Raw genomic sequence first — 18311 nt, forward strand, 5'->3', positions numbered from 1 at the left:
ACTTTATTAAGATTTTTTTTAGAGATTCTGTTTTACTATCTTTCAAGAAATAAAATACTCTAAAAGCACAAAAAAATGAAATCACTATTTTTGATCTTGTCATTAGTAATTATTATTTCTTCTTGTCAAGATAACCCAAAGCAAGTAGCAGAAACAGAACAAAAAACTACTGTTTCTAAAATCAATTCTTTAAAACCAAATATAAATAAAGAATTAGATAGTCTTCATAATTTAGGAGTTTTTAATGGCTTTTCAGTAAGCATAGTAGATACTTCAGGAATACTCTATAATCGTGGTTTTGGTTATGCAGATATAAAAAATAAGAAAGAATACACAGAAAATACAATAATCAATATAGCTTCTATTTCCAAAGTATTTATCGGAATTTCTCTTTTGAAGGCTCAAGAAATGAATTTGCTTGATTTAGATGCACCAATTAATGATTATCTACCTTTTGAGGTCATTAATCCCAATTTTCCTGATGAACTTATTACTGTTCGGCATTTAGCTACACATACAAGTTCTATTGTAGATACAGATATTTACATGAAGACGTGTTATGTCAATAGAAATAATATTGCAATTGATGAAAGTTTAAAAGAGAAATATGAATTATATTATCAAAATCCATCAAACAATTGGATTCCTTTAGAAGAATATTTAGCTAAGATATTAGTAAAAGGAAATGAGCTTTATGATACAGCCACTTATGCAAATAGAAAACCAAATGAAATTTATGAATACAGCAATATTGGAGCAGCTCTTTGTGCATTGGTCATAGAATCAGTCGCCAAAAAGCCATTTCACGAGTTTACAAAAGAACATATTTTTGAACCTTTAGGAATGAGTGCTACCAGTTGGTTATTTGAAGAAGTAGATAGTTCTAATTATTCTAAACTTTATTTTGATAATCAAGAATTGCCGTATTATACCATTCTTTCTTATCCAGACGGAGGACTGATTACATCAAGTACCGATTTGAGTAAATTTTTGATAGACTTGATAAAAGGATATGATGGAAATGGAAAACTTCTCAATAAAGATAATTATGAAGAGTTTTTTAAATCTCAATTAAAAAAAGAAAATTTTAAAGGAAAAGAAAACTTTAATGTAGGCTTTTTCTTAGATAAAGAACTAGCTTACAATGCCATTGGACATACTGGAGGAGACCCAGGTACAAATACACTTATGTATTTTGACTCAGAAAAAAAAGTAGGTAGAATATTTATTGCAAATACAGATTCTGAGAAAGAAAATAGTAATGATGTTTTTTGGGGAATATGGAATGTTTTAGAAATAAAGTAAACTAAGGAAGACTAAAAAAATAAATTTACATTTTTAGCTATCTATAAAAACAGGGTTGAAACCCTGTCCAATTTATAATTCATAGCATATTTTTGAAAATATATATTTAGTAAAAAATCACAAAAGGTAGTTTTTTAATTGAACAGTTTATTAATGCGTGAATTTTTCAAAGTGTAAATTTATTCATTTTATATTCCTAAGGCAAACCAATCAAATCTTTATGACACAAAAAAATAATATGTTTAGTTAAAATCCACCAATAAAAATTTAAGGTTCAAAATTTGAGAATCTATTTAAGTTTATACTTCCTGTCATTTTCTTCTACCTTCAAAAATGTCAAAATCTGTTTCTTATTCCTTTTTATTTATTGCTTTGGCTGCATTGTTGGCAGGTTTGGGCTTTCGATATTTTTTGGTAAATACAAAAGACTACAACGAATACACCCAAGAAGTCCGAAAAAAAGTAGATAAAGAGTTAGAAGTAGCAGAAAAAGAACTCACAGAATTGGAAGAAGCTGTCATTCAGAATTATAAAAAATTAGACTTCTCCCTCATTACTTCTAATACAGGAAAATATCCAATTTATATCTTTAGAAATAGTGAACTTCTTTTTTGGACAGATAATACCTATTTGCTTTCCTATGACCAACTCAAAAATAACTATTCAGAATATACACTTGAAACACCAAAAGGTCTGTTTCTGATAAAACAAAAACTCATTGTTACAAAGTATGATAATATGACAGGAGTCGTTTTGATTCCTTTGGCTTCTGAATATAAAATTTATAATCAATTTCTAACTTTAGGAGTCAATCCAAAACTTTTTGCTACACCAGACATTAGTTTGCAACTTACTCCAGAGAGTTCCTCATATCGTATTTATGGAAAAGGAAGTAATTTGCTTTTTGCGCTTATTTTTCCGTCAGATTATAGTTGGCAATCTTCACAAAACTACACAGTGCTTTTTTTTATGATTATTGCGTGCGTTTTTGTTTTCTTACAAGCAAGAATTTCGATGCTCTATTTTTTACAGGAAGGACAAGTCTGGTATGCCTTTTTTACACTTTTGAGTACATTTGTCGGAATTCGTTTCCTAATGCTTTTTTTAGAACTGCCAAACAGTGTTTTGCCTACCATTCTTTTCAATGCTCGTTATTATGCCTCTTCTATGGTTGCTCCTTCGTTAGGAGATTTACTTCTGAATGTAATTTGTATTTTTATTATTAGTAGTTTTTTGTTTGTTCATTTTAGTGAACTCTCTCATATGCGAAGCATTGGAAATCGTAAACGCAAACGTTTTGGTGTTGTGATAGCCATTTCTATTTCTTTTGGAATTGCTTTTTATCATTTTCTAAATATTCGAAATCTCTATATTCATTCTCCTCAAATTTCTTTAGATTTTACTAGAGAATTAGATTTTTCATTACTCAAAATTACCGCTCTTTTTATAGGGATTTTGACAGCAACAACTTATTTTTTGCTTATTCATATTTTAGTCAGATTTATAGAATGGTTACATTTACAAGGGAAAAAACTTGTCTTCCTTGTAAGTGTAGGTATTTTGGTGGGTTGGGTGGTTAGTGCTATTTATGCTTTTAGTGTTCATGCAAATATGTCAGACGCTTGGATTGCACTAATTCATACCATTTATCTTTTGGTAGTTATTTTTGTAGAATTGCCTCGCTCAGAACGTTCTTTTACCTATCAAATCTTCATTTATATTTTTTTAGGAGCAATTACTACTTCAATAATGAGTAGTTATATTATCTATTGCTTCGAACAAACTAGAGAAAAATCAGCCAAAGAAAATTTTGCTGACCAACTTTTAGTAAAAAATGACTTACAAGGAGAGTTTTTATTAAATGATGTTGTCGAATCGTTACCCTACGACCCCATTATCAAAAATAGATTGATGACTTCTTTTACTACAAAGGATATTATTTCACGCAAAATAAGAAAGTTTTATTTAGATTATTATTTTGATAAATATGATATAAAGGTTCATTTGTTTAATGGAAACGGAATGCCTTATGAAAATACCATGACTTATGATGAAATGTATTCAAGATATGCACAGTCAAGTTATGCGACAGAATATGAAGATATTTTTTTGGTTCACGACTTATCTACCAATACGAAACGCTATTTTGCCTTTAGTGAAATTAGTAGAAGTGGAGTCAAGATTGGAAAAATTGTGATAGAGTTACAGCTCAAAAAGATAGTTTCTAATAGTGTGTATCCAAATCTTTTGTCAGATAATCCGTATTCAAATTATAATCGTTGGGGAGGTAGAAATGCGTGGAGTTATGCCATTTTTAAGGAGGGAAAACCTGTTTATACCCAAGGAAATTTTGTTTACTCAAAAGATTTTTTAGCTAATTTTGATTCTTTAACTACATTTTCTACCTCCTCTTATAAACACCTTCTCATAAGAGGAAGCGAAAATAAATTTGTTGTTATTTCTTCAGTAAAATATCCTTTAAAATCAGTTTTGACAAATTTTTCAATGCAATTTATTTGTATTGTCTTAACGATGCTTTTACTTTTGGCAGTTTATCGACTTTATTTTAGACAACAACCTTTTACTTTTAATCTGACAGGAAGAATTCAGCTTTATCTTAATCTTGCTTTTTTCTTGCCCACTATTCTTTTAAGTATCTTGATTGTAAGTATTTTGAATTCGGAAAATAAGAATCAAACTATCGAAACCTATTTTCAAAAAGCTGAAAATGTAGCCCAAAATTTTTCTGCTAAACTTAGTGATTATGTAGTTTATAAAGAACTTACTAAAGATGAGTTATTAGAATCTCTTCAAGAAATTGCTCGTCTGACACAAACAGAAATTAACGTTTTTGATAGAGAAGGGGTGCTTTTGGCTTCTTCTCAACCTACAATTTATGATAATGGACTGGTTTCGTCGCTCATTAATCCGAAGGCAATGGCACTTTTGGTAGAACAGAAACAAAGCAAAGCAATACTCAGTGAATCGATTGGAAAACTGAATTATAATTCGGCTTATGTAGTCGTAACTTCTCCTGCTACTGGCGAGATTGTAGGGGTTGTAGATGTTCCCTTTTTCGAATCTCAACGCTATGCTGATGAGCAGATTTTGGAAGTTGTTTCGACGATGCTCAATGTTTTTACAGGAATATTTTTGCTTTTGGTTGTGCTTTCCTTTTTTGCTTCTCGGGATTTGACAAAGCCTTTAAGTTTGGTTACTTCTCGCTTGAAAAGAATTACACTCAGTGGAGATAATAAGCCTTTAGATTACAAATCAGATGATGAAATTGGTCTTTTGGTGGGAGAGTATAACAAAATGCTAGTTAAGTTAGAGGAAAGTAGAGCAGCTCTTGCAGCTAGTGAAAAAGAGTCGGCTTGGCGAGAAATGGCAAAACAGGTGGCTCATGAAATAAAAAATCCTCTGACACCTATGAAACTAACTTTGCAGCACTTGCAGCGAGTTTTGGCTAATGAAGAATCTCCTGCTGAGCGTTCTATCAAAAGTTTGCTTATTCAAGTCGATACATTGAGTGATATTGCCACTTCATTTTCGGCTTTTGCAAAGATGCCTATTCCAAAAACAGAGCGTTTTGATGTTTCTATGGTGCTTCAAGAAACATTGATTTTATACAAAAATGATGGAAGTGTTCGTCTGGATGCCATCATTGACCAAGGAGAATTTTATGTAAATGGAGATGCAAAACTGATGGGACGAATCTTGACAAATCTAATTTTGAATGGAATACAAGCCGTTCAAGAAAAAGACCCTCATATCAACGTCGTCTTGGAAAAAACAAATCAAAAATCACCAAAAACGATACTTATTTATATTCGTGATAATGGAAAAGGAATTGATGAAGAAACAGCTAAAAAACTCTTTATTCCTAATTTCACAACAAAATCCACAGGTTCTGGAATTGGTCTTTCTGTTGCAAAACGTGGAATAGAACACGCAGGAGGAAAAATTTGGTTTGAAACAGAACCTTATTTTGGAACTACCTTTTTTATTGAATTGCCTTTGGTGGAGTAGGTTTATGAACCAATAAAATCATCTTTAGAAGAAAGTGGAGAACTAACTGCAGCTTTATTTTGAGCGTGAAATAAATCTTTACCTAATTCGCTAATAAAGTTATTTCTAAACACATTGGTCTTTATGAGTTTGACATTTTTCTCTTTTGTACTTGATTTTCTCTCTACTTTTCCTCCCACAATTATCCCAATAATAGAGCTTTTATTAATATTCATTCTCTGTTTGAAGAGGTCTATACTTATTTTTATCTGTTCGTAAGGTTTTGAGATTCGTTCTGCATTCCCTTTTAGCTCTACAAAATAATACTGCTGATTATAGTAGTTGATAAAAACATAATCACATTTTTGGCTCAAATTACTATCAACACTATCAAATAGTTTTTCAAAATCTATGCAAATCAGACGATTTGTTTGTGTTGTGTTTTTAGTTTGCTTTGATTGAAAAATTATCGTTTTGCCATTTTCTGATTTTTCAAAAAAAGTATTCTCTTCAAAGAAAGATAAGCATTCGTTTTTATTGAATAATTTGATGGTTATCTCATTAGAGTTTTCCTTTTTATTAGCTTCACTTACCCACTTTTTAGATGTTATTTTTTTCATTCAGATACAGAGTTAGAAAGGTTACTTTGCAAATCTAAAAGTTGGTCATACGTAATTTCAATTTTCTCTGAAACTTCGTCAATTATTTCTGCATTAATGCTTTGAGTATTTGGATTCACTACATTCTCAAAAATAAACCTTCCATTTTCTGTTTGTTTTGCACTATACACTCGCACACGACTAACATCTAAACGCTCTTCTTTTGGGACTAAAGCATCTAAAGTCAAATCATTTTCTCCTAACTGTTTTTCTAATTCCTTTGCCTTCATCAAAACATTCAAAACGGCTAATAAATAGGGGGTGTGCGTAGAAATAAGTAACTGAACATTTGTATTAGAATTTAATAAAATCACAATCATTTCCATTAATGCTTTCTGAGAAGCAGGAAATAAATGGGCTTCGGGTTCTTCGTACACTCTAAAAGCCTCCTTCTTAGAAATAGAAAGGTAGTTTATATCTTGAATAAGACGGATAGATTCTTGTTGTCCTGATGAACTATTTGATAAGTGGATTTTTATATTTTCTGAAATCTCTATAAATTCTTCATCTCCAAATTGAATATATTTTCCATTTATAATATCATTCTGTTTTGATGATATTAAATTCTCATTTTGTGAAATACTAAGCACAATTTTTTTTAGGTAAGTACAGAAGTTGATGAATGTATAATTAATTAAATCATTTTCATTATGAGTGTCAAACCCTATATAGATTTTGTAATTCTTCAAATAATCTCTATAATTGTCTTTAAATTCTTTACCTAATTCAATGCTCTGCTTGTTTACTAATGCAAAAAAACTCCTTCCAGCAGGAAAGTAAACATTATTTGAAGAATATGGAATAAATGTTTTTATTTCTTTCGTTATTTGGTTTGTTAATAAGTTAATTTCTTGTTCACTAGCAAAAATATGTTCACTAACTAGCTCATTGTATTCTTTTATGCTACGTTTCAGTAATTCTGAAATTGGTATACCCTCCATCCAACAACCACTAGAAGTTGCTTTTATTTCAAAAAAAATATCTTCTTTGTATTCATATCGGATGAAAAAATCTTTCTGTTCTAAAACTGACGACTCACTAAAAAAAGAGTAAAATTGAGCATAACAAAAGTTAGTAGTATCTAAAAATAAATCTTCTCGCCCAAAATTGCTTGATAACATTTCATCAGTCAAATATTTCCCCAAAGTCTTAAAAAAATAAACCAACTTAGCGAGTGTACTTTTTCCACTAGCTTGTTGTCCGATAAAAAAAGTAAGGTCGTTTACTTCTATTTCGGCATATTCTATGGCTTTAAAATTCTTTACTATTAATTTTTCCATTTTTATAATTTCTGTAATTTCATTTTTAATAAACTTCATTCAAGTTACAAAAATCTACAAATAAACTACTTCCCCAATTTTTGGAGCATTCAATTTTTCTGAAAGTCCTTGTTTTTCCATTTCTGAGATGAGCCATTTTATAGGTTCTCCTAGTGGTTCGTCTGCCAAATCAAATGTTCCGTAGTGCATCGGAATTAGTGTTTTTCCTTTTGTTTCTTGAAATGCTTTTACAGCTTCTTCTGGATTTATATGTGCATTTTGCATCATAAAAGGAGGTTTGTATGCACCTATTGGCATAATTACAGTATCGGCAGCTCCCAAATTTTTTTCTATTCGTTTGAAATGAGGAGCATAAGCTGTATCGCCAACAAAGAATAATTTGTGATTCGTGTTTGTCTTTTCTAGTCCTGTTTCTAGCCAAAAGCCACCCCAAAGCATTTCATTAAAATCAAACAAACCTCTTCTACACCAATGTTTGGATGGCAAGAAATTAACTTTGATTTTTTCTTTTGTTTTGAACTGTTGATACCAACCTGCTTCTTGAATTTTTAAGTCTTTTGAAACTTGCCTATGCAGAAAATCAGCCGTTTCTAAAGGAACAAGAAACTCCATATTTGGATTTTGAGGAAGAAGTTTTTTGAGAGAAGGAATATCTAAATGATCTCTGTGATTATGAGAAAGAAGTAAATAATCAATATTTTTTATTTCTGAAATTTGGCAAGGAAGTGAAGATTTACGAGGCACAAAAGGCATACTTTCCAAACAAAGGTCTGTCAGAAAATTAATTCCATTCAAACGAATAAAAAAACAAGCGTGTCCGAGCCAAACAATACAATCTTTGTTTTCTTCAAAAAATGAGTTATTTTGAATTGTTTCTAGCTTAAAATTTTCCTTTTTCTTTTCTTGTTTTTGTGGGTTAGTTTGAAGTTGCCATTTCAAAACGGTTGCTAAAGAAGTTTCTTCATTTTGGGTTGCTCCTTCATTACAAAAAACGCCATTAAGAAGAGGGTTTCCTTCATAATAATTTTCAAACTCATTTTCTCTGTCAATTATAAATTCTAAATCAGGATTGAAGATTCGGTTTATTTTTGGCATTTTTTAAGTTTTTTAAATTATGTTATTGTCATCCAGCTAATTTTTACTCAATAAAATTATATTTACTATATTGAGAAGTTGTTTAAAAATAACACAGTTTTTATTAAGAATCAACTACTAAATAATTTATAATTATTCAGCTATGGAAAATACAAAAGAAGAAAAAAAGATTTTTTTTACAGAGAATAAAAATCATACCCAGCTTATAGAACTTTACAATCAATTCAATTATTTTGCAAAAGATAATGGAATGACTTTAAAAATAGATGAGGTAGGTCATGCCATTTCTGAAATGAAAGTTTTAGAAAAACATCAAAGTGCGCCTAATCATTGTCATGGAGGAGTAATTGCTGGATTGATGGATGCAACTCTTGGAGGTTCTGCATTGAGTTATGCTTTTTCACAAGGAAAATTATGTGCAACAGTAGAGTTCAAAATTAATTATTTTCTTCCTGTCAAACTTCACGACGAGCTTATCGCAGAAGCAAACCTAGAACACACAGGAAACCGTTTGGTACATACAGTTTGTGATATAAAAAATAAAAAAACAGGAAAAATAGTAGCCAAAGGAATTGGAACATTCAATCTTTATCCTATGAATAAACAGACTTTTGAATAAAGTTAGAAGTTAGATTTCAGAAGTTAGAGATAATAAAAATAATTACTAGGAAAATTGTATAGAAAAAGAGGCTGTCCGAAAAGGTCAGCCTCTTTTTATGCAGCTATTTTTTGTAATTCTTCTTTTTGGTTGATTTTTTTGATGATGCAAACAAATTTTGTCTTTTGGTGATTTTTTTGAGTATAAAAAAAGGTGCAAAAAGATGATTTTTTAGAATTGAAAGTATTTTTTAGCTTATCGGCAGTTTTTGCCACCATTTTTCTAAAATTATGCCCAAGAGCCATCAATAGAAACTCCATTTCTACTTTTGCTAATCCCTTAAAAGTAAATCGATTAAACTTATTATTATATTTGAGATGCCCAAAAACAGCTTCTACTTCTATAGGGCGTTTACTGCGCTGCTCTAATCCTTTCTCACTAGTTAGTAAATTTCTAGCTTTCTCTTTTAGTTGGTTTAAACGATGATTCACTTGTATTATTCTATTGCCTTCAGCTTTATGACATAAATTGCGAAGAGGACAATCTTGACACCTTTTTGCTTGATAATAAGATACTTGCGATTCGTATCCATTACTTGAAGTACGTTTTCCATCTCTTATTTTCTTCATTCTTTGCCCCATCGGACAGACATAAAAATCTAATTCTTTGTTGTAAAATAAATTCTGAACTAAAAAAGGATTATTTTTCATTTTCCTTTTTTGCTCTTTATGGAAATAATTGTACTTAACGTAGGCAGTAATTTCTTTTTTTTCAAGTAATTCATAATTTTCTTCACTTCCATAACCTGCATCAGCTACTACTTCTTTACTTTGTTTATTGTACTGATTTTCAAATCCTTCTAAATGAGAGGATAAAGTGGTGGTATCTCCTGCCGTTTGATGAATAGAAACGTGGGTAATAAATTGATTTTCTGTGGACACTTGAGCATTATAAGTAGGTTTGAGTTGTCCATTTTTCATGTGATCTTCTTTCATCCGCATAAAAGTAGCATCCGTATCTGTTTTACTATACGAGTTTCTACAACCTAAAATTTTCAGAGACTCTTCATATTTACTTAATCTAGGAAGATATTCATCTTGCATTTTTTTTAGTTCTCTTGCCTGTTGTTTACTCGGTTCTTTTAGTTTTTTATTGATTTGAGCGAGTTTTTCTTTTAATAATTCTGAATCTAATGGAGTAGATACTTCTTCTTTATTTTCTTCTTGATTATCTGATTGAATACTACTTTCAATATCAGATAAAATTTTATTTACTTTAGTTTCTAACTTTTCTTTATTTTTTTCAATACTACCACGCCAAACAAAAGTATAACGATTAGAACAAGCCTCTATTTTTGTTCCATCAATATATTGAACATCAAGACTTACATAACCCATTTCAACCAACATTTTAACAACTTCTCCAAATAAACGATGAATGTGTGCCTTCAAAATTTTACCTCTAAAGTCATTAATTGTTCTAAAATCTGGTGTAGAATTGCCTGATAAATACATAAAATGAATATTCTCCCCAAGAGCTTTAGCTATTTTACGACAAGAATAAATATTGGATAAATAAGAATAGAATAGCACTTTAACGAGCATTCTTGGATGATAAGCTGAACAACCTCCACCTTTGTATTGAGAAATCAAATCGCTAATATCCAATGAATCAACCACCTTTTCAACTAAACGAACAGGATGGTGAGCTGGAATTTTGTCAAATATATTGACAGGAAAAAGTTCGGGCTGCTTACCACTTTGGTTTTTGAAAACTACTTTTGCCATAGGCTATATAACGTTAGTATAAAAGTATATATACCTCGAAAATAAAAAAAATTAACCATAAAAAAAAGGCTATCCGTACTTTTCGGACAGCCTCTTTAATTTTTATGAAAATAAATTCATTGAATTCTGCCGTTGTTGGTGTCTCCACCAACGACATGAAATATATATCTACGCTTCTTGTGAAGTCTTATTTGTTTTCTTTTTGAAACGATTAGCTACTTTCAAATCTTTCATTCCATTTGACCAATCGTAAAAACCAGTACCTGATTTTGCGCCTTTATGTCCTGCATTTACCATATTTACTAAAAGTGGACAAGGAGCATATTTTGGATTTCCAAAACCTTCAAATAATACTTCCAAAATAGAACGACACACATCAAGACCAATAAAATCAGCCAATTGAAGAGGTCCCATAGGGTGAGACATTCCCAATTTCATAACGGTATCAATTTCTTCTACACCTGCAACACCTTCATAAAGTGCATAAATTGCTTCATTTATCATTGGCATCAAGATACGATTCGATACAAAACCTGGGTAATCACTTACCTCAACAGGAATTTTGCCTAAGTTTTTAGACATTTCCATAATTCTATCTGTGATTTCGTCAGAAGTAGAATAGCCACGAATAACCTCAACAAGTTTCATGACAGGAACAGGATTCATAAAGTGCATTCCGATTACTTTTTCTGGTCTTTGTGTTGCACCAGCAATACGAGTAATAGAAATAGATGAAGTATTTGTCGCCAAAATAGTTTTTTCATCACATACTTTATCCAAATTCTCAAATATCTTGAGTTTGATTTCCATGTTTTCTGTGGCTGCCTCTACTACCAAATCTACACCTTTTACGCCTTCTTCAATACTTGTAAAAGTAGTAATTCTTTTCAGAGTAGCTATTTTTTCTTCTTCTGTCAAGATGCCTTTATTTACCTGACGATCAAGATTTTTTCCTATTGTATGTAAGCCTTTTGTAAGAGCATTCTCAGAAATATCAATAAAAGATACTTGATAATTGTTTTGAGCAAAAACGTGAGCAATTCCGTTGCCCATAGTTCCTGCACCAATGACTGCAATATGATTCATATTTGTAAAGTTTGTTTCAGTTTATAATTACTGGTTGAATAAGTATTATTTATACTATCTATTCTACAAAGATAACTTTTAAAGTCTAAAATTAAGAATTTGGTAACACTGTCTTTTATGAAAATAAATAGTGAATAGCTATTTTACGTTTTTTTGTATCTTTACCCAAACAGAAAACAAAAAGAAATGTCATTAAATACAAATAAAGCCAATCATTTACCAACCAAAGAAGAATTAATAGAAAGAATCAATGCTATAGATAATCCTTCTGAACTTTTACGTTTGCGTGTTTTTTTTGATGATGAAAATATCAATGAACAAGAAACACAAGAAGGTGTAGATGAGTATAGTAAAATGATTGATGAGGTTTTGGCAATTTATAAACAGAAAGATGAACCTCTTTTAATACGTCAAGAGCTTCCAGCTATAAGTAAATTACAGATTTTTGAAAATCGTTTTGCTCCTCTGATGTTTTGGTTTAGTATTCTGATGCTCATGTTAATGGGTTTTATTATTATGTTTAGCTTTTCTCCTCAAGCAAGAGAACTAGTTACACCATGGGTATTATGGCAGATGACTATTTTGTATGGAATTTTAATGGTAGTTCCCTTGGCTGAATTGCTTTATGTTATCCATCTCAAAAATAAAGAAGGACTAAAGGTTTCTATTAATCAACTTATTTTTAGAGCTATTGCAATTCCTCTTATGCCTTTACGCATGGGAGCAAGGCGTTTGTCGGATAATGATTGGCTCTGGATTCCATTTTGGAGGTGGAGTAAATGCAATGACATACTTTTAGAGGAATTGAAGACAAAGTTTAGTATGCCCATGATTGGAATTGCTCTTCTGATTATTCCTATTCTGTTTATTGATTTGAATAAAACAGTTGGTGAACAGGTAGCTGCTCGTGTGCCTGATATTAGTTTGTATTTAGAAGCTGTACAGGCTTTTATTTGGATTGCTTTTACTTTCGAATTTATCTTAATGTTTTCAGTTACTCGTGATAAACTGGATTATTGTAAAGCCAATTGGATTGATTTGTTTATTATTTTGTTGCCCTTAGTTTCCTTTTTACGAACTTTTAGAGCTATTCAAGGACTAGCAAGAGTGAATCAAGTTGCTAGAGCTTATCGTTTTAAGGGGGTAATTACAAAAGTGAGAGAGGCTTTGGTTTTGGCTGATATGGTACAAAGAATAATGTACCCAAACCCCGAAACACAACTGAGAGCTTTACAAAAGAAGATTCAGAAAAACAGAAGAGAAAAAATTCATTTAGAGAAGCAAGTAGAAATGGCAGTAAGAAGAATTAAAAAATACAGAGAGAAACGAAAATTTAAAAATGAGCAAAAAGCACAGAAAAAAAAGCAAAAGCAAAATATATAGAATTCTCTAATTTCAGATAAATAAAAAAGCCTTAAATTCAAAACTTAAATTAAGACTTTTTGTGATTTTGTAAGATTTTACTCATACCAAGTTTATGAGTTAATTGCTTCTAAAACAGAATTTTTATATTGAATATCAAGGTTGTGAAATTCTCCATTTGGATGTTTTTTTGCTAACTCTGCTCGCCCAGCTTTTACAGCAAGAGCAAACCAAGTAATAGATGGAAGAAGTTTACGATGCTTTTTCAAACCATAAAGTTTTGACATGTCTGTTTTCCATTCTGTGAAATACCATTCCATAGAAGGCTGATGAAATGCTTTTAAAGCTCTTTTGTCAAAAACAAAGTTTTGTGGGCGATATTTGGCTACATAATTTGATATCTCTGTAAATAAAATTTTAAAATCCTCTTGTGGCATATATTCGTGAACTGCTTCACATACCATTGTATTCGCTTTTGGAATCCAATAAAGATTAGCAATTTCGTTTTGTTGTAGAATTTCTACCTCATAAGGCAATTCTAGATATTCATTTGTTGTTTGCATTGCTGGCATAATTGTAAAAATTGAAAGTAAAAAAAATAGTAGATGAAAAAATGAATTTTATTAGGCATTCTATATCATATCTAAGATGAGAAGGGTTTTGTTTGAGTTATTTTAGAATAAAGTGAGATTTTTTGATGAAAAGCAATTAAATTAGAAAGTCATAAAAATTGAAATAAAAACGACATTAAAACAAAAAACAAATTTATCTTATCCTTTTTGGTAGTTTCCACGTATAACAAACTAAACAACGTACATCCTGAACGATTTCGGTAAATCATTCATTTTTTGTATCTTGAATTCAAACTCAAATCTGTTTAAATTCACAAATAGATTTTAAGAAAAAATACTTTAAACTAACATTATTTTTACCTTTTCACATACTAACTAAATTAAAGAAATTATGAATATCATGAAAGCCGTCAAAGTAGCCGTTTTAGTAGTTGTAGCTATTGTTGCTATCAAATTTGTAGGTGCAATGCTAATTGGAGTTTTGTCTACTGCATTTACTTTTGCTGTAATTATTGGAGGAATTTATCTTATTTATAGTGTTTTTAAATCTTAACTTTTATTAGGATTTGCTTCAAAAATACTATAAAATATATTTTCAAATTGTTAAAAACCTTATAAGCTAGTCTTGTTAAGGTTTTTTTATTGTATTTTTATGAAAAAATAAATAAAAATATTTCCTTCTGATATTAATTGAGCATATTATCATAACTAGAACTTATAAAATTTTGAAAAATTTGATTTATACTATCTTATCCAAAAAACGAATAGTTTTTTTGTCGTTTTTATTTACTTTATTTCTTTTAGTAAATTTTTCAGCTTCTGCTACACATATTGTAGGGGGAGAGTTAGAGTTTGTTCATGTTAGAGGAGATGTTTATCGTATCGGGATGGTAAAATATTTTGATGCTGTAAATGGAAACCCAGGTGCAATTGGGAATACAGCAACTATAGGTGTTTTTTCTAAAAAAGATAACAGATTAGTTTTACAACTAGATATTCCTTTAATTTCTGACTCTCCTGTTCCTTACACTAATCCAGATTGTGCTATTGGTAATCTTTTGGTTAGACGAATCTATTATGCACGGGAAATTTCACTTAATAGAAATAACTTTAATGAACAAGAAGGGTATTATATGGTCTGGGAACGTTGTTGTAGAAATAACATTATCAGTAATATTATTTCTCCTGAAACCGCAGGACTAACTATGTATTTAGAGTTTCCTGCTTTAATAGACAGGACAGGAAGACCATTTATCAATTCTGAACCTCAGATTTTTCCACCACTTAGTGACTATGTGTGTGTAAATCAGCCTTTTTTCTTTGATTTTAGTGGTACAGATCCAGATGGAGATGAGTTGCGTTATCGTCTTACTGTGCCAATAAATGGCAGTAGTACATTTAATGACCCACGTCCCACAACACCAAGTTCTGCTCCTTATTCAACTGTACAATTCACATCAGGAATAAGCCTAACTAATATGGTACCAGGCAGTGTGCCATTGCGAATAGGTCAAGATGGAATTCTTTCGCTTACAGCTTCTCAAACAGGACTTTTTGTATTTGCAATTGCAGTAGAAGAGTATAGAAATGGAATAAAAATAGGAGAAGTAAGAAGAGATTATCAACTTTTAGTGCTTGATTGTCCGACAGCCACAAAGCCAAATGTAGCTTTCAAAGCTAATGCAAAACCTAATCGTTATGTAGAAGGAACTACAATTATTCTTGACGCAAATGAAGATAAATGTGGAAGTCTTTTCGTTACAGATTCTGACCCAAATACGGTAATTACGGCACAAGTAAAACCAATTAACTTTACAGATGCAAGTGGAATTTTATTACAAAATGGTGGAAATATCAGTGGACAAGGTGATGAACTTTCATTGAATGTTTGTTTTCCTGAATGTCCTCTTGATCCAAATGATCTTACAAAACCTTATATCATGGACTTTATTGTCTTAGATAATAGCTGTGCTGTTCCTCTTTTGGATACAGTTCGTGTAAATGTACTTATTCGCAACCCTCCAAATAACCCTCCTACTTTTGTTACTGATGCTACTTTTGACCCAATTACAAATTGTTATATAAAAGAAGTAATGGTAGGTCAGCAATTAACAATTAATACAACTGCTAACGATCCAAATGGAGACCCATTGAATATTGCTGTAACAGGTCTGCCAGCAGGAGCTAGTTTTACAGGAGCAACACAAGGAAACCCTATTTTGAGAGGGCAAGTTCTTTGGAATCCCAATTGTAATGTTCTAGCTCCTAATGAAACTGAAAAAACATTTGATGTTAGCTTTACTACAACAGATACTCGTAAATGTGACAATGTTCAGTCAGTAGAAACCTGTTTGAAAATCAAAGTGTTAGCAGATACTACTCAAAACCGTGCACCAATTATTAATACAAATCTTGTTTTTGATGCTCTCACAAATCAATATGTTTATGATAGTGTTTTTGTAGGGGACATAATTGATTTCAATACACTTGCTACTGACCCTGATGGAGATAGTATGAGTATTGCTTTTGTTCCTCAAAATTTTACTCGCAATGGAAGAAATATTAATTATTCTCCTTTACAAGGATTTGGAAGCATAAATTCGGATTTTTTATGGCAGACAAGTTGTGAAGATTTAGATAATCCACTTAATCCACAAACGTTTATAATGGACTTCAATGTAACCGACTATGATGCTTGTGGACTTGCAGATTCTACCGACCAAATAACAGTGCGTGTTGTTTTGCTTCCTCGTCCAAATATAAAACCTACTATTCGTGCCTCTATTGTCTACGATTCTATACGTATGGCATATTGTGATACCCTTACTTTAGGAGATTCTTATAGATTTACTCTTACAGGTAATGACCCAAATGGTGATAGTATTCAGATTACAGGAAATGGTGTAGGATTTAATTTTGCAGACTATCAGATGCAGTTTACACCAGTAGAGGGAAGACCAATACTGACAACTGATTTTGTATGGAATACAAGCTGTGAACAAACTAATATTCCAATAGGTATTCCAATAAATTTGAAATTCAGAGTAAAGGATTTTAGTGAATGCGAAAATTCATTAAGTGAAGAGATTGATGTAAAACTAGTTGTTCTTCCTCCAGACCCAAATAATACTGCACCAGAAGCAAGACCAGAAATAACTACTTTTGATATTATTGAACAGGTTTTTGTGGACACTGTTTTTGTAGGAGAGGCTATTTCTTTTGATGTTTTGGGACTTGATGCTCAAAATGATAGTGTTCTTTTGTATGCACAAGGAGTGGGTTTTGAGCTTTCAGATTTTAATATGACTTTCCCAGAGGTTAGTGGTTTTGCTCCTATTCAAAGTACATTTGATTGGCAAACGCTATGTGAATATTTGGGAGATAATCCTGCCCAAAATCCTAGAAGAGAGTTTTTGATTGATTTTATTATTAAAGATTTCAATGATTGTCAGGAGTCTTTAGGTGATACAGTTAGAGTAAAGTTGATTCTATTATATGATAGAAAACCAAATAATGCACCTGAAATTTCTGCAAATCTAACTTTTGATGCTACTCAAAATTTATATATTCGTCCCGTTCGTGTAGATGAATTTGTTCGTTTTAATGTAACAGGAGAAGATATTGATAATAATGTCCTGTCTTTAGAAGGAAATGGAATCGGATTTAATTTTGCTGATTTGAATATGAATTTTGAAAATGTATTTGGTTTGCCAACTCTTACAAGCGAGTTTACATGGCAGCCTTCCTGCTCAAATCTTGGTTTTCAGAATGCAGATACTTCTTATTTTGCTGAGTTTATTGTTACAGATATTGCCAACTGTGATATTATTTATACAGATACTATCAAAGTTCGTTTTGATTTGACTGTTGATCCAACAAACACGCCTCCTACTTTAGAGTTACAAAATGTAGATTCTACATCTAATCCAAATGAGTATGTTATTCGTACAGAAATAGGACAGGAAATAATTATTCCTTCACTTGCTAATGATGTTGATGGAGATAGACTTTCGCTTTCTGCTCGTGGTGTTGGTTTTATACTTTCAGATTTGGGAATGCAGTATGAAAATAAAGAAGGTTTTCCTACTCTTCAAAGTGATTTTTCTTGGACTCCAAGCTGTGATGTACTAGATGGAGAGTTTAGTAAAGAATTTAAAGTGATCTTTACAGCTTCAGATACTACTCGTTGTGGGCTGCGTGCTTCTACTCCAAAAATTCTGACAATTATTGTAGAAGATGCAACTGTAAATCTTGATTTTACACCTGCTAATGTCTTTACACCAAATAATGACGGAAAAAATGATACATTCTATATTCCAAATCTTCCAGCAGATGATTGTAATGACCAATTCCAAGGTGTAGAAATTTATAACCGTTGGGGAACATTACTCTTCGAAAGTAAAGACCGTAATTTTGAATGGGACGGAAAAAATGCTTCATCAGGTCAGTATTATTTCTTAATCAAATACAGAAACAAGACTTATAAAAACTGGCTTACTATTTTGAGAGATTAAGAGCTATTTAAACCCTAAGAGTCTTTAAGACCCTTAGGGTTTTTA

Annotated in this window: 12 protein-coding genes; 6 read left to right on the plus strand and 6 right to left on the minus strand. The window is 31.2% G+C overall.

Annotated features, from left to right (window positions below; genetic code table 11):
- Positions 1-75 precede the first annotated feature (75 nt).
- Both V9L05_RS09790 and V9L05_RS09795 read left to right on the plus strand, forming a co-directional pair.
- Entirely contained in the window at positions 76-1305 is a 1230-nt protein-coding gene (locus V9L05_RS09790) for a serine hydrolase domain-containing protein (protein WP_338815332.1), read from the plus strand.
- A 333-nt stretch (positions 1306-1638) separates the two neighbouring features.
- Complete coding sequence (locus V9L05_RS09795) at positions 1639-5334, plus strand: ATP-binding protein (RefSeq protein WP_338793422.1); 3696 nt, start codon at positions 1639-1641, stop codon at positions 5332-5334.
- Positions 5335-5336: 2 nt separating this feature from the next.
- Here the strand turns inward: V9L05_RS09795 and V9L05_RS09800 are convergent, their stop codons facing one another.
- The 3 genes from V9L05_RS09800 to V9L05_RS09810 are packed head-to-tail and all read right to left on the minus strand — an operon-like array spanning position 5337 to position 8347.
- Positions 5337-5933, minus strand: a complete 597-nt coding sequence (locus tag V9L05_RS09800) for a hypothetical protein (protein ID WP_338815333.1) — start codon at positions 5931-5933, stop codon at positions 5337-5339.
- Positions 5930-7252 carry an AAA family ATPase gene (locus tag V9L05_RS09805; protein ID WP_338815334.1) on the minus strand — a complete coding sequence of 441 codons (1323 nt, stop codon included), beginning with the start codon at positions 7250-7252 and terminating at the stop codon, positions 5930-5932. Before V9L05_RS09805 ends, V9L05_RS09800 begins: the two co-directional genes overlap by 4 nt.
- A gap of 54 nt (positions 7253-7306) precedes the next feature.
- Positions 7307-8347 carry an MBL fold metallo-hydrolase gene (locus V9L05_RS09810; protein ID WP_338815335.1) on the minus strand — a complete coding sequence of 347 codons (1041 nt, stop codon included), beginning with the start codon at positions 8345-8347 and terminating at the stop codon, positions 7307-7309.
- Positions 8348-8489: 142 nt separating this feature from the next.
- On the opposite strand from V9L05_RS09810, the gene V9L05_RS09815 reads away from it, so the two are divergent.
- Complete coding sequence (locus tag V9L05_RS09815) at positions 8490-8966, plus strand: PaaI family thioesterase (protein ID WP_338793420.1); 477 nt, start codon at positions 8490-8492, stop codon at positions 8964-8966.
- Between the two features lie 95 nt (positions 8967-9061).
- On the opposite strand, the gene V9L05_RS09820 is transcribed toward V9L05_RS09815, so the two are convergent.
- Both V9L05_RS09820 and V9L05_RS09825 read right to left on the minus strand, forming a co-directional pair.
- Positions 9062-10732, minus strand: a complete 1671-nt coding sequence (locus V9L05_RS09820) for an IS1182 family transposase (protein ID WP_338812820.1) — start codon at positions 10730-10732, stop codon at positions 9062-9064.
- A gap of 168 nt (positions 10733-10900) precedes the next feature.
- Entirely contained in the window at positions 10901-11818 is a 918-nt protein-coding gene (locus tag V9L05_RS09825) for a 3-hydroxybutyryl-CoA dehydrogenase (protein WP_338793419.1), read from the minus strand.
- A 186-nt stretch (positions 11819-12004) separates the two neighbouring features.
- Between V9L05_RS09825 and V9L05_RS09830 the strand changes: the two genes are divergently transcribed.
- Positions 12005-13201, plus strand: a complete 1197-nt coding sequence (locus tag V9L05_RS09830) for a hypothetical protein (protein ID WP_338815336.1) — start codon at positions 12005-12007, stop codon at positions 13199-13201.
- Positions 13202-13293: 92 nt separating this feature from the next.
- Here the strand turns inward: V9L05_RS09830 and V9L05_RS09835 are convergent, their stop codons facing one another.
- Positions 13294-13752, minus strand: coding sequence for a hypothetical protein (locus V9L05_RS09835; RefSeq protein WP_338815338.1), 459 nt, complete (start codon positions 13750-13752; stop codon positions 13294-13296).
- Between the two features lie 391 nt (positions 13753-14143).
- On the opposite strand from V9L05_RS09835, the gene V9L05_RS09840 reads away from it, so the two are divergent.
- Positions 14144-14305: a hypothetical protein gene (locus tag V9L05_RS09840; RefSeq protein WP_338815339.1), complete on the plus strand. Its 162-nt coding sequence runs from the start codon at positions 14144-14146 to the stop codon at positions 14303-14305.
- A gap of 172 nt (positions 14306-14477) precedes the next feature.
- The gene (locus tag V9L05_RS09845; protein WP_338815340.1) at positions 14478-18266 is read left to right on the plus strand and encodes a gliding motility-associated C-terminal domain-containing protein; all 3789 of its coding nucleotides are present in this window, start codon (positions 14478-14480) and stop codon (positions 18264-18266) included.
- Positions 18267-18311: the final 45 nt, after the last annotated feature.

The sequence above is a fragment of the Bernardetia sp. Wsw4-3y2 genome (assembly GCF_037126295.1).
Taxonomy (GTDB): Bacteria; Bacteroidota; Bacteroidia; order Cytophagales; family Bernardetiaceae; genus Bernardetia.

Coding starts and splice junctions, on each gene's coding strand:
- V9L05_RS09790 (WP_338815332.1), top strand. CDS start 76: ATGAAATCACTATTTTTGATCTTGTCATTAGTAATTATTATTTCTTCT.
- V9L05_RS09795 (WP_338793422.1), top strand. CDS start 1,639: ATGTCAAAATCTGTTTCTTATTCCTTTTTATTTATTGCTTTGGCTGCA.
- V9L05_RS09800 (WP_338815333.1), bottom strand. CDS start 5,933: ATGAAAAAAATAACATCTAAAAAGTGGGTAAGTGAAGCTAATAAAAAG.
- V9L05_RS09805 (WP_338815334.1), bottom strand. CDS start 7,252: ATGGAAAAATTAATAGTAAAGAATTTTAAAGCCATAGAATATGCCGAA.
- V9L05_RS09810 (WP_338815335.1), bottom strand. CDS start 8,347: ATGCCAAAAATAAACCGAATCTTCAATCCTGATTTAGAATTTATAATT.
- V9L05_RS09815 (WP_338793420.1), top strand. CDS start 8,490: ATGGAAAATACAAAAGAAGAAAAAAAGATTTTTTTTACAGAGAATAAA.
- V9L05_RS09820 (WP_338812820.1), bottom strand. CDS start 10,732: ATGGCAAAAGTAGTTTTCAAAAACCAAAGTGGTAAGCAGCCCGAACTT.
- V9L05_RS09825 (WP_338793419.1), bottom strand. CDS start 11,818: ATGAATCATATTGCAGTCATTGGTGCAGGAACTATGGGCAACGGAATT.
- V9L05_RS09830 (WP_338815336.1), top strand. CDS start 12,005: ATGTCATTAAATACAAATAAAGCCAATCATTTACCAACCAAAGAAGAA.
- V9L05_RS09835 (WP_338815338.1), bottom strand. CDS start 13,752: ATGCCAGCAATGCAAACAACAAATGAATATCTAGAATTGCCTTATGAG.
- V9L05_RS09840 (WP_338815339.1), top strand. CDS start 14,144: ATGAATATCATGAAAGCCGTCAAAGTAGCCGTTTTAGTAGTTGTAGCT.